14 protein-coding genes are annotated in these 11,931 nt (G+C 63.3%); 6 read left to right on the top strand and 8 right to left on the bottom strand.

Going from position 1 to position 11,931, the window contains the following annotated elements:
* Nucleotides 1-72 precede the first annotated feature (72 nt).
* The 3 genes from KHO53_RS24110 to KHO53_RS24100 all read left to right on the top strand — a co-directional run bounded on the left by KHO53_RS24110 (nt 73) and on the right by KHO53_RS24100 (nt 1,401).
* On the top strand, nt 73-810 hold the full coding sequence (locus KHO53_RS24110) for a TraX family protein (protein WP_213571069.1): 738 nt from the start codon (nt 73-75) through the stop codon (nt 808-810).
* Nucleotides 811-899: 89 nt separating this feature from the next.
* Nucleotides 900-1,046, top strand: coding sequence for a hypothetical protein (locus KHO53_RS24105; RefSeq protein WP_213571067.1), 147 nt, complete (start codon nt 900-902; stop codon nt 1,044-1,046).
* Between the two features lie 82 nt (nt 1,047-1,128).
* Nucleotides 1,129-1,401 carry a PepSY domain-containing protein gene (locus KHO53_RS24100; RefSeq protein WP_010220113.1) on the top strand — a complete coding sequence of 91 codons (273 nt, stop codon included), beginning with the start codon at nt 1,129-1,131 and terminating at the stop codon, nt 1,399-1,401.
* Nucleotides 1,402-1,419: 18 nt separating this feature from the next.
* On the opposite strand, the gene KHO53_RS24095 is transcribed toward KHO53_RS24100, so the two are convergent.
* Nucleotides 1,420-3,804, bottom strand: coding sequence for a DUF3772 domain-containing protein (locus KHO53_RS24095; protein ID WP_213571065.1), 2,385 nt, complete (start codon nt 3,802-3,804; stop codon nt 1,420-1,422).
* Nucleotides 3,805-4,082: 278 nt separating this feature from the next.
* Between KHO53_RS24095 and KHO53_RS24090 the strand changes: the two genes are divergently transcribed.
* Nucleotides 4,083-4,493: a VOC family protein gene (locus tag KHO53_RS24090; RefSeq protein ID WP_036997178.1), complete on the top strand. Its 411-nt coding sequence runs from the start codon at nt 4,083-4,085 to the stop codon at nt 4,491-4,493.
* A gap of 70 nt (nt 4,494-4,563) precedes the next feature.
* Here the strand turns inward: KHO53_RS24090 and KHO53_RS24085 are convergent, their stop codons facing one another.
* The 7 genes from KHO53_RS24085 to KHO53_RS24055 are packed head-to-tail and all read right to left on the bottom strand — an operon-like array spanning nt 4,564 to nt 10,852.
* The gene (locus KHO53_RS24085) at nt 4,564-5,922 is read right to left on the bottom strand and encodes a sensor histidine kinase (protein WP_100783070.1); all 1,359 of its coding nucleotides are present in this window, start codon (nt 5,920-5,922) and stop codon (nt 4,564-4,566) included.
* Complete coding sequence (locus KHO53_RS24080; protein WP_036997182.1) at nt 5,919-6,581, bottom strand: response regulator; 663 nt, start codon at nt 6,579-6,581, stop codon at nt 5,919-5,921. The genes KHO53_RS24085 and KHO53_RS24080 overlap by 4 nt, the downstream gene beginning before the upstream one ends.
* A gap of 11 nt (nt 6,582-6,592) precedes the next feature.
* Nucleotides 6,593-7,240 (bottom strand): tetratricopeptide repeat protein, encoded by a 648-nt coding sequence (locus tag KHO53_RS24075; protein ID WP_036997185.1) that lies wholly within the window; start codon nt 7,238-7,240, stop codon nt 6,593-6,595.
* Nucleotides 7,237-8,046 carry an SDR family oxidoreductase gene (locus KHO53_RS24070; protein ID WP_036997188.1) on the bottom strand — a complete coding sequence of 270 codons (810 nt, stop codon included), beginning with the start codon at nt 8,044-8,046 and terminating at the stop codon, nt 7,237-7,239. Before KHO53_RS24070 ends, KHO53_RS24075 begins: the two co-directional genes overlap by 4 nt.
* On the bottom strand, nt 8,033-8,707 hold the full coding sequence (locus KHO53_RS24065; RefSeq protein ID WP_036997190.1) for an iron-containing redox enzyme family protein: 675 nt from the start codon (nt 8,705-8,707) through the stop codon (nt 8,033-8,035). The genes KHO53_RS24070 and KHO53_RS24065 overlap by 14 nt, the downstream gene beginning before the upstream one ends.
* Nucleotides 8,704-10,185 (bottom strand): AMP-binding protein, encoded by a 1,482-nt coding sequence (locus KHO53_RS24060; protein WP_213571063.1) that lies wholly within the window; start codon nt 10,183-10,185, stop codon nt 8,704-8,706. The genes KHO53_RS24065 and KHO53_RS24060 overlap by 4 nt, the downstream gene beginning before the upstream one ends.
* Nucleotides 10,175-10,852: a thermostable hemolysin gene (locus tag KHO53_RS24055; RefSeq protein ID WP_036997194.1), complete on the bottom strand. Its 678-nt coding sequence runs from the start codon at nt 10,850-10,852 to the stop codon at nt 10,175-10,177. Before KHO53_RS24055 ends, KHO53_RS24060 begins: the two co-directional genes overlap by 11 nt.
* Nucleotides 10,853-11,074: 222 nt before the next feature.
* Here KHO53_RS24055 and KHO53_RS24050 point away from each other — a divergent pair, with 222 nt between their 5' ends.
* Both KHO53_RS24050 and KHO53_RS24045 read left to right on the top strand, forming a co-directional pair.
* The gene (locus tag KHO53_RS24050; protein ID WP_159388681.1) at nt 11,075-11,509 is read left to right on the top strand and encodes a YeeE/YedE family protein; all 435 of its coding nucleotides are present in this window, start codon (nt 11,075-11,077) and stop codon (nt 11,507-11,509) included.
* Nucleotides 11,510-11,511: 2 nt separating this feature from the next.
* Nucleotides 11,512-11,931, top strand: coding sequence for a DUF6691 family protein (locus tag KHO53_RS24045; protein ID WP_213571061.1), 420 nt, complete (start codon nt 11,512-11,514; stop codon nt 11,929-11,931).

Raw genomic sequence — 11,931 nt, 5'->3', positions numbered from 1 at the left:
GCCCAGCCGACAAACTGCGAGTGCTGGGCACCCGGGTGTGGCATTGTCAAAGCAGCAGCGTTTTTACCCGGAATGGACATGAGCGAACAGCGCACCGCCCCGCGCAACATTGGCCTGGACCTGCTCAAGTGGCTGGCGATCATCGCCATGGTCGCCGATCACCTGCGGTTTATCTGGCCCGCCGCGCACTGGCTGTTTGTCGTCGGCCGCCTGGCGTTCCCCTGGTTCTGCCTGGCAATTGCCGCCAACCTGGCGCGCAACACGCCCGGGCACGCCTATACCGCCGCCAATGCCCGCTACGTGCAAGGGCTGGTGGTTTTCGCGCTGCTCTCGGAGTGGCCCTATCGCTGGCTCAATGGCCCGTCGCCGACGCTCAACGTGATGCCGACCCTGGCGCTGGGCTTTTTGGTCGCCTGGGGGCTGCACCATCGCACCCGCAGCAGCGGGCTGGTTGCACTGGCGACGGTAGCGGCCGCGGCGCTGCTGTCGGAGTGGTTGATGTACGGGTTGCCCGGGGTGTTGTTGCCGGGCGCTTTTCTGTTGGCCATGCGCTACCGGTCGCTGACCTGGCTGCTGCCCGCGGTGCTGGCATTGGCAGCGAACCTGACCAACCTGTGGCTGCGCGAGCACCCGCTGCAATTGATCGCGCTCATGGCCCTGGGCACAGCGTTCGTCTCTGCGCCCCTGGGGCTGGCGTTGTTACGGCTGGAGGTGCGGCAGCACCTGTGGCGCGTCGGCCGCTGGGGCTACTGGTTCTATCCATTGCATCTGGCCCTGATCAAAGTGGCCAGCGGCATTGGCTATACTTGAACATCAAGGTACTGGCTCACCGGTCGAAGTAGCGCGGATCCAGGAATATCGATCAGTGAGGGCTTGTTCGGGGCCCCAGGTGGCGCAGCATGATAAAGGTTCACTGGGGCTACTTGTTGTTGGCGGCGATGCTGATCGCCTCTGCCGGCGTGCTGGCCTGGGGCGCTGCGGTGGTCCGGCGACGGCGGCGTGAGGAGCGCATAGCCCGCCAGCATGAGACCGGCAACGACAAATAAGTCGTCGCTGGGCGAGCAGTTCGAACCCACTCGCGAGCCAGAGGTCTATCGACTACCTGCATGCCACACAGGAAACCCTGCGATGAAACCGCTGACCACGATGTTTGCCGGCCTGGCCCTGCTCGGCGCAATGGCCGCCACGCCAGTGTGGGCCCAGCAGCCTGGCGACGACTGGAAAGTCGACCAGGCCGAAGCCGAGGCGACCCTCAAAGCCGCCGGCTACACCAGGATCATCAAGATTGAGGCCGAAGAGGACCACTGGGAGGGCGAGGGCATCAAGCAAGACGGGATGAAGTATGAATTCAACGTCGATGCCAACAGCGGCAAGATCACCAAGGATGAGAGGGAGTACTGATCCTTGTCTGTGCGCAGCTCAGGTTGTAGCCGCAGGCTTGGCCAGTTGGATGCCCGCCGCCGCCAGCCGCTTGAGAATCTCGAACAACAGGTCACTCTTGGTCGTGGCGACAATGCGCGGGCTGCTGACGTAGCCGGTGACCTTCAAGGTGATGCCCTCTGCGGTGAGGTTACTGAAGCGTACGAACGGCGCAGGTTTGTCGAGGATCGTCTCGTGCTCCAGGTAGGTGTCGTAGAGCAGGGTCTGCACCTGCTCGGGGTCGATGTCCAGGGGGAACACCAGCTCCAGGGTCGCCACCCCCTGGGCACTGCCGCCGAGGGTGACGTTGCGCAGGTTCTGCGAGATCAGTTGCGAGTTGGGCACGATGACGATCGAGCGGTCGCTCAGCTGGATCTCGGTGGCGCGTACGTTGATGCGGCGGATGTCGCCCTCGACCCCGCTGATGCTGATCAGGTCGCCAACCTTGACCGGGCGCTCGGTGAGCAGGATCAGGCCGGAGACGAAGTTCTTGACGATTTCCTGCAGACCGAAACCGATGCCCACCGACAGCGCGCTGACGATCCAGGCCAGGTTGGTCCATTTGACCCCCAGCGACGACAGGGTCAGGAGGATCACCAGGGCATAGCCGATGTTGGCGAACAGGGTGCTGAGCGAGGCGCACATGCCCGGGTCCATGTCGGTCTTGGGCAGGAACTCGTTATCCAGCCAGCGGCGCAGGGTGCGGATCAGGTAGATGCCCAGCATCAGGGCCAGCGCCGCATTGAACAGGTGCCCCGGAATGATGTTGAACTGGCGCAAGCCGGCGCCGCTGAGAAACGCGGCGATGTTGCTGATCAGTTGGCCGAGGGTGGTCCCGATACCACCGACGAACAGGGTGATGACCGCCAGCAACAACAACCCAGCCCGACCGAAACCGCAAATCAGGGTCTCGATCTGATCCAGGCGCCGGTCACCGATGCCCAGCAATTCCTTGAGCGCCTTGCCGCTGGCCTGCCTGGGCGAGAACAGGTATTCGCAGCCGTCCTTGAACGCCTGCATCAGCAGGTAGAAACCGGCCAGCAGGATAAACACCCAGACCACCTCATAGGTGACAAAGCGCGCCAGCGACACATAGCCGGTGAGCAGGGCAATCACCGAGGTGAGCATGGCGATGCTGGCGATGGTGTAGATCACCCCGGCCATGGTCGAGGCGGCTTCCGGCGCGTCACCGGCGGCAGCCATCGCCCGGCGGGTGCTGCTGGTGCGCACCAGCAGGGCGATGATCAGGCCGGTGATCACCGAGGCAGCGATGCCGCGCCCGGCAATGACCAACGGGTTGCTCATGCCGGCGGCGTTGCAAATCTGCACCAGGGTCACCAGCACCAGCAGGGCGCCCGCCAGCCAGCGGGCAAACGGCTGCAAGGCCAGCGCTACCGGGTCGGCGATATCGGGTAGCCGCCAGGAGGGATGCTGGGTCGACAGCAACGCCCGGCTCAACCCTGTGATCAGCACACAGGTATACGCGAGCTTTTCGAATTCCTCCGAGAATGTCGCCAGCATGGCAGGCAACGGCAGGTGGCGGGTGCAGGCGTAAAACAGCAGCTCCAGGGCAACGCCGGTGGCCAGCAGGGTTGCCAGTACCGAGGCCAGGGCCAGCGAGCTGCGGCGCAAGCGGCCCTCGGGCACGCGGTTCATGCAGGCCCAGGCCAGCCAGCGCTCCACCAGCCGGCGGCCCAGGGTCCAGACCAACAGGGCGAGCAACACCAGCACCACGGTGGAGACGCGCTGGCCGGGTTGCCAGACGGCCCCGGCGGTGCTGCCAAGCTCAGCGAAGAACGCCTGCAGGCGCTGGCGGTCGTCGGGCAAGGGGTTGAACACCGGCAACCAGAATGCCGGGTTGAGCAGGCTGTGGGTGCTCAGGGTCAGTTCGCTTTCGAGCATGGTGCGGCGAATGCCGGCAATTTGCGTCAGCAGGTTGGTGGCACTTTCCTTCAGCGTCGCCAGGGTGGTGAGGGTGGCATCCAGGCTGTCCTTCTGTTCGGTGAGTGCCTTGCGTTGCTCGGCAATGTCCGAGGTGCTCGCTACCGGGGCGTCGACCTGCGCCGGGCCCAGCACCTCCAACTGCGCGCGCAACTGCGCCTGTTCAGGTAATAGCGCAGTGGACAGGCGGTCGATATCGACGATCAGCGCCTGCAGTCGATCCTGCGGGCCTTCGAGCTGGTTGTAGTTGTTGGCTTGGGAAATCTGCTGCTTGAGGCTGTCCAGGCGCAGTTGCAAGGCTTGCAGGTCGTTCTGCGTCACCTTGACGGCCGGCGCGGCAGCCGTGGCGGTTGCAGGCGCGGGTGGTTCGGCGGCCTGCCCAAGGGCACTCAGCTGCAGCAGGGCGAGGGTGATGATGCCGATGATCTTAAAAGCATTGCGCATGGTAATGCCCGGTTCGGTAATTGATCTCCCAGCTTTTGAGGGTAGGTCATTACAAGGTATTTGCGCGGGGCATCGGTTGAGGGAAAGCCTTCATTGGCGCTGCTGTGAGGGCTTGCGGGTATGAGAGCGCCGTTCAACCGCCACCACGGCGTTGGCCAGGGCTACCACGCCAGCTTGTAAAAAATATTAATAAGTCATGTCCTTTTAGCCCCGTTTATCAGGGACTTTCAATAACCGATCATCTCGACATCCGTCCCAGGCCTTGCGAGGTGCTCAGCATGTCCCTTGATTTTCAGTTCGATCATTTAGCCTTCAACACATCCGCCGACGGCGATCTTCAGGCTGCGCTGCAAACCTTGCTGGGCGTCGAGCCTGGGCCGAGGCCGGCGTTTCCGTTCCCGGGGCACTGGTTGTACCAGGGTGGCCAGGCGCTGGTGCACCTGATCGAAGGTGAGCACACGCGCTTCAACCACCTGGCCTTGCGCACCGCGCATCCCGCGTCGGCCGTGCTTGAGCGGGTGCGTGCCAGCGGCTTGCCGTACCAGGTCGCGGTGTTGCCGCAAGAACGTGTCTGCCAGGTCTTTGTCAGCCTGCCCGGCGGTCTGGTGCTGGAGCTGGACTGCCCGCTCGACCGGGACGACATCGGCATCAGCCACCACTACCAGCACAGTACCTACGCCCCGGTCTGAGCATCCCCAATCGGAGCACTGCGGTGCTTCTTCGATGCGAGACCACTATGAACAACAAGACAACGCTCGGTCAGAACGCCAGGGTCACCCGCAGCCCGCCAACGTCACGGTTGTGCAAGCGGACCTCCCCGGCGAGGCGATCGGCAATGGTTTGCACGATGGTCAAGCCCAGGCCCGCACCTTGATCGTTGCCGCGGCTGTAGAAGCGCTCGAACACCCGCTCGCGTTCGGCCTCATCGATGCCCGGTCCCTGGTCTTCGACCGACAGCTCGAACCGGCCTGCCTGCTTGCTCAAACGCACGGTGATGACGCCATGGACAGGCGAAAAGGTGGCGGCATTGCTCACTAGGTTGTTCAAGGCGATGGTGATGGCCGAGGCGTCGACGCGGGCCCGGTAGGTGCCTTCTTCGTGGTCGAACACCAGCTCCAGGCCTTGATCGAACAACCAGGGCGTCAGTTGTGCCAAGGCTTCGCGGACGGTATGGGCCAGGTCGATTTCCTGCGCCTGGCGGCTGCCGGTTTGCGGTTCCAGCCGAGCCATGGTCAGCAGTTGGTTGACCAGGCGGCTGGTGCGGTCGACACCGGTGATCAGGTGCTCGAGCGATTCGCGCCGCTGCGCTTGGGTTCCGGCTTCGAGCAGGTTTTGCGCATGGACGCGCAGCACCGCCAGAGGGGTACGCATTTCATGGGCAGCATCGGCAATGAAGCGCCGCTCGCGTGCCAGCACGTCCTGGATCTGCGCCAGCATCCGGTTGAGGGCTGCCTGCATCGGCTCAAGCTCGGTCGGCAGAGGCACCAGTTGCAGCGGTTCGAGCGAGCCTGAATGGCGCGCGCGCAAGGTTGCCGCCATGTCCGCCAGCGGTTTGAGGCCCCAGCCGATGGCCAGCCATACCAGGCCCACCAGTATCAGGCTGCCCAGCACGTTGGGCCACAGGGTATGGCGCACGATGCGGCTCACCAGGTCCGTGCGCACATCATCGCGCTCGCCCACCCAGATCCGCAGGTCGGTCTGTTTGTCTTCAAGCAGGAAGGCGCGCCAATGGCGATGCTTGAGGTCAGTGATATCGCTGAAGCCGGTCGTGCTCGGCGGCACCTCGAAGCTGGGCGCGCTAGCGGTATGCACTAGGCGCTCGCCCTGCGGGTTCCAGACCTGAAACGCCAGCTTGCTTTCGTAAGGATGGCCGTCGACCTTGGGTTCCGCCTCGCCCAGTGCCTGGTTGAAGGCCCGGTACAGCGCGGCATGTTCCTCGCTGGTTAGCGGCATACGCATCACACCCTGGAGCAGGCGTGCGTTCTGGGCCAATTGGGCATCATATACTTCGGCAATCTCATGGTTGCTGTCGTGCAGGTTGAGCGCGCTGATGATCAGCAGCCCGGCCAGCATCAGGCCGATGATCAGGCTCAGGGTACGGCGCCGGATCGAGGTCATGGGCGGTCCTCCACCAGGTAACCGACACCGCGTACGGTGCGGATCAGGTCAGTGGAGAACTTCTTGCGCAGGTGGTGGATGTGCACCTCGAGGGTATTGCTCTCGGCCTCTTCGTTCCAGCCATACAACAACTGGACCAGCCGCTCACGGGTCATCACCCGTCCCGGTGGCGACAACAGTTCGTGCAGCAATTGGTACTCTTTGGGGGTAAGCGCCACGGCCTGGCCGTGGTAGGTAACCTGTTGGCTGCCAGGGTCCAGGGTGATACCGGCGTGCTCGATCAATGCCCGGGCGCGCCCGGCGCTTCGGCGCAGCAGGGCCCGCAACCGGGCTTTCAATTCGGCCAGGTCAAAGGGCTTGACCAGGTAATCGTCGGCGCCGGCATCCAGGCCGGCAATACGGTCTTCGGTGGCATCCCGGGCCGTGAGGATCAGTACGGGCACCGTCGCTCCGTTGTGACGCATGCGCCGCAGTACTTCCAGGCCGTCCAGGCGCGGTAAGCCGAGGTCGAGAACCACCAGGTCGAAGGTTTCGCTGAGCAACGAATGCAGGGCGCTGCTACCGTCGTGCAGCCAGTCGACGGTATAGCCTTCACGGCTCAGCGCGTGATCGATCCCTTCGCCAAGCGCGGCATCGTCCTCAATCAGTAATAGGCGCACTGCAACTCCACTCAGTCGATGTTCTTGTTGACGTCGCCCAGCAAGGTCTCGATCTCCTTGCGCCGCCCGGCGTCGGCACTTTCGCGACCTGGACGGGGCGCCGCCAGCAGGGCTTTTTGCAAGGCAGAGCGGGCTTCGCTGTATTTCTTCTGACGGTAGAGGTGATCCCCCCAGAAGTACAGGCTGTCGATACCGTCAGGGTTGATGTGCAGTGCCTGTTGGAGCAATTGTTCGGCTTTGTCGGTATCGCCAAAGCCAATGGGCCAGCCCGGTACCCGGTCGTACAGCGCGGCCAGGCTGGTGTAGGCCGAGCCCTGTAATGCTTGCGGGTCCAGGGCCAGGGCTTTTTCCAGGTCGGCCCTGGCAGCCTTGACCTTGCCCAGCGCGCCCAGACCACCCTGAGCACCGGCCCAGCTACTGATGACAATACCAGACCAGATCCATGCTTCAGCGGCGCCGGGGCGCTCCCGGGCGAAGGCCGAGGCTTGGCTTGCGAGCTGTTCAAAGGCGACGCTGCGCTGCTCGGCAGGCAGCTGATACTGGATTTGCGCCCAGCGTTGCTGGATATCATTCAGGCGCTGCTGGTCGGGAGCGTCCAGCGCGGCCCAGGCGCCTTGGCTGAGCAGGCCGAGCAGCAGGCAAGTGGCAAGTGTTCTCATGGTTTGAAGTGCTCCTTGTCAGGCTTTTGGCTCAGGCGGCGGATCAAGGGTAGTTGCTTGCGCAAGCCGCGATCCACCAGATGGGGCAGCAAGCTGTTCAGACGCACGAAGAAGCGTTCTGGCCAGCCCAGGTACAAGTCCCGGCGATCACCGGCAATAGCGTTCAACACCGCTGAAGCGACGGTTTGCGGGTCATCGACACTGGACTTGAGCGCGTCATTGAGGGCCTGGGCTGCGGTGCTGTTCATGGCCGTGCGGGTGGCCCGGGGCGCGACGTACAACACCGTGACGCTGGTGTCGGCCAGCTCGCGTCGCAGCGCTTCGGAAAACCCGCGCAAGGCAAATTTGCTGGCGCTGTAGCTGGCATAGCCGGGGTAGCCAATGGAGCCGTAGGTCGAGCCGACGTTGACCACCATGGCACTCTTGGCTTTGCGCAGCAGGGGCAGCAAGGTTTTAGTTAGGCAGATCGGTGCGCCGATGTTGACTGCTAGCAAGGCATGAATCTCGCTGTCGTCCAGTTGTTCGAGCATGGCGAAGTGGTTCACACCTGCGGCGTTGATCAGCAAGTTGATACCACCCATGGCCTGGGCCATGGCCAGTACTTTCTTGCGATCGCTGGCAAATGTCAGGTCGGCATCTACCCAGCAGAGGTTGTGCGCGAAGCGCGCAAGCAACGGTTCCAGGGCCTGACGATGGCGGGACACTGCCAGCACCTGGGCACCGCTGGCGCACAGCCCTTCGCAGATCGCCAGGCCAATGCCGCCCGAGGCGCCGGTCAATACCACGCGAGCTTCAGACAGGCGCATGCTTGGGCTCCCCGTCTCGCGGCAAGCCGCGGAACATATCGGTATAGAGCGCGTAGACCACTTTTGATGCATGAATGACCGCCTGCTGGTCAAGCGGATCGTCCAACCTGTCCATGAGTCGGCGGTAGGTCTGCATATGTTCGATGTCCAGCGCACCATGGGAGTCGAGGTAGCTGAAGGCGCTCTCAGGCAGGCCCAGGTGTTGGCGAATGCTGCCAGCGGCATGGGTCGCCAGGGCGATGCTGGTGCCTTCCAGAACGTTGACCATGCCGAACAAGCCAACCGGGTTGTCCCGGGCGATCAGGTCGTAGAGGTAACTAACCATCAGCTCGATCGGCAGCGACGGACGCCCGTCACGCACCGCCGCCGGGTCGCCACCGCAGGCCTGAATGTCATTGAGCACCCAGGCCTCGTGCCCGTATTCGTCCTCGATGTACTCGCAGACCGCCTTGCGCAGCCATTCCAGGCGCATTGGCAGGCGTGCGCCGCAGGCCATCATCAACGGCACGGTGTGCCGCACGTGGTAGTAAGCCTGGGCCAGGAACGCCTGGTAGCTTGCCAGGCTGACCTGGCCATCGAGCGCATCGCGAATGATTGGCAGGTTGAACAGCGTCTGACGCTCGTGGTGGGTGGCCTGTTGCAGGGTGTCGAAAAAACTCATGATGTGCTGTCCTCATCGCGGAAGGTGTCAGTTAGCTGCGCGCGGTAGCGTTCGACAATCTGCTCACGGCGCGCCCGGCCATTGGCCGTGAGCAAGCCATTGGCGCAGGTGAATGGTTGCTCCAGGCGGCTCCAGCGGTGAACCCGGGCGTAGTCGGGCAGCGCCTGATTGGCTTGGGCGACGGCGGTGGCCAGCTCGCAGTCAGTGCAGTCCGGACGATGGGGCCAAAGCAAGGCATGGTTGTGCGCCATGGCTTCGCCGTAGACGAAGGCCTGAGCGATCGGGCCGCGTTGGGTCAGTTCGGTCTCGACCCATTCCGGGTTGACGTTACGGCCGAAGCTGGTGACGAACTGATGTTTTTTGCGACCCTTGAGGTAAAGAAAACCTTCGTGGTCGAACTCGCCCAGGTCGCCACTGGGCCACCATTCGCCGCTGTACGGGGGCTCACCGAGGTAGCCGAGCAAGTTTGAGCCCTTGATCAACACTTCACCGTCGTCGGCCAAGCGCACCTGCAGATGAGGCAGCGGCTGGCCAACACTGCCTGGGCGCAACGCCTGAGGTCGATTAAGGCACACTACCGATGCGCATTCCGATAAACCGTAGCCTTCGTACACGGGGATGCCGACGCATTGGGCGCGCTTGAGCAGCGCGGCCGATACCCGCGCACCGCCCACCGCGGCAAACCGCAATGAACGCGGGTCGAAGCGATGCTGTTCGGCGGCGCTGACCAATAACAGCAGCAGTTGCGGCACCAGGATCACACTGTGCGGTGCTCGGGCTGCCAGTACCCCGAGCAGGCGTGGCACATCGACGCCGCTGGCGCCCTGGATACCCAGGGTGTGCAGCCCGGGCACACTCAAGGTCGCGCCGCTAATCAGGGCGGCGTAGCACCCCAGGTTTTCCAGGAGAATCGCCAGTGATAGCAGCGCCAGGTGATGACGCGGGTCGGTCAGCGCGCTGGCCGCGCTCAGTTCGCGGGCGACGCTGAGCATGCTATCGGCGCTCAAACACACCCCTTTGGGCGTGCCCGTGGTGCCGGAGGTAAAGGTCACCTTGGCGGTGCCTGCCGGCAGCCGTTGCGAGCCGTCATAGTGCTTGTGCCAGAACGCACCGACCTTTTCATAACCGCTTGCCTGCAACTCGACTTGCAGCGCAGGTTCAGCGATGACCAGGCTGGCCTGGCTCAGTGCCAGGCAATGGCTGCGTTGCGCCATGCTGAAGAACGGCGGCAAGGGCAGGCAGGTCACCCCCTCGAACAACAACGCCAGGTCCCAGAGCAACGCGTCGACGCCATTGTCCAGCGCCAGGGCAACCACCGTAGCCCGCTCATCGCGCAATTGTTGCTGGCGGTACAGCACTTCGGCGTACAGCGCGGCATAGCTCAGCTTCAACTCATCGCCCCACAGGGCGATGACAGTGGCGTTGTGCTTGGCATGGTGGCGCAGGGTCTGCGCGAAGCGCTGCAGTTCAGGCGACATGACCGCCCTCCAGATGAGCGCTCGGCAACCCGAGTCGATTGAACAGGCCGGTGTTGTGCAGATGAACGAAGCCTGCGCGGATGTTGCCGACATGCACCTTTGGCTGGCTTTGGTAGTAGCTGCCCCAACTGTGGCGCTCTTCGCCCAGTCGTAGCGGGTCTGCGGTGCACAGTGTCTGAGGCTTGAGGCCCAGGCGATGAAAGCTGTTGACCAGACCGATGCTGCCGGTGAACGTGACCCACTCCAGCCCGCCCATGGCCAGCAGGTAGGTTATGGTGATGATGCTCAGGCGTGCGCTGCCGGTGTCCGCAGCGGCCAGGTTGCCGACTTCGACAATTGCCCCGCGCTCTACCGACTGCGCCTGAGCGGCGCTGATCATGCGCTCGATCGGCTCGTCCAGGTAACACTCGAGAAACAGCGGCTCGGCGCCTGCCAGGCGTATACCGGCCACGGCACAAAGCGTTCCTGCCACGCTGCTGAGCGCAAACAGTTCGGGCATGAAGTGGCGGATCTGCGCGCCATGGACTTTGCCAAAGCGCTGCTGGATGAAGGCTTCAAACAGTGGGCGAGGGCCTTCGCCGGGGAGCGCCCTGGCCAGCATCATGGTTGTCGCGTGCGCAGTACCGAAGCACAGGGGCAGGGGAATATTCCAGTCAAAGTCCGGCATGGGTCGATGCCTCCCACAATTAGCAATGGCAGGAGTATCCGGGGCAATTCTTAACGGAGTCTGAAGATGGTCAAAGCAGCAGGGCGGGGCGTTCTTGAGCGTGCCTGCGGTTCTGGATGTGTTTGGATCTATGCTCAAGCGTATGCTAGCCAAGCGCCAGGCACATGCGTGGATCGAGCGTGTGGCGGCCACCTTGTTTCTAATTGGCAGAGAGGAATGCGCATGACCATCGATTGGATCAACTTCACCCCCTGGACGGCATTGCTCGGCGGTCTGTTGATCGGTGGCGCGGCCAATTTGTACATGCTCTTGAATGGGCGCGTGGCGGGTATCAGCGGGATGCTCGGCAGCCTTCTGGAAAAACACGGCGAAGGCAAAGGGGAGAAAGCGCTGTTCCTCCTCGGGGTGGTGCTATCGCTCTTGCTGTGGTGGGTGTTCGCCGAGGGGCCGGTCGTGCAGTTTGAGACCGGTTGGCTTGGCTTGCTGGTGGCCGGCGTTCTGGTCGGGGTGGGTACCCGCTACGCCGCCGGTTGCACCAGCGGGCACGGTGTCTGCGGCGTGGCGCGGCTAGCGCCTCGTTCACTGCTGGCCACGCTGTGTTTCATGTCCGCAGGCTTTGCTGTGGTGTTCATCGTTCGTCACCTGCTCGGAGCCTGATCATGCTACGGCTTATGGCCTTTATTTGCGGCGTACTGTTTGGCCTTGGCCTGTTGCTGTCGGGCATGGTCAATCCGGCCAAGGTGCTGGGTTTTCTGGATCTGGCCGGGCAATGGGACCCATCACTCGGGATGGTCATGCTCGGTGCGATCGGGATTGGCTTGATCCCCATGCAATGGGGCCGCAAGCAAACACGCTCGCTGCTGGGCGCGCCGATGTGCATGCCGACGTCGCGGACCCTGGACCGCAGGTTGGTGGGCGGCAGCCTGCTGTTCGGCGTCGGTTGGGGGATTGCCGGTATTTGCCCCGGGCCATCACTGGCGCTGTTACTGAGCGGCCACTGGCAAATCACTATTTTTGTGCTCGCGATGCTGGCGGGCATGGTGCTTTTCAATGCCCTGGAAAGCCGGCGTACGCGCTGA

Source organism: Pseudomonas sp. RC2C2 (assembly GCF_018390435.1).
Lineage (GTDB): Bacteria > Pseudomonadota > Gammaproteobacteria > Pseudomonadales > Pseudomonadaceae > Aquipseudomonas > Aquipseudomonas donghuensis.
Note: the sequence above shows the minus strand (reverse complement) of the source record. Positions and strands in the feature narration are given on the sequence as shown.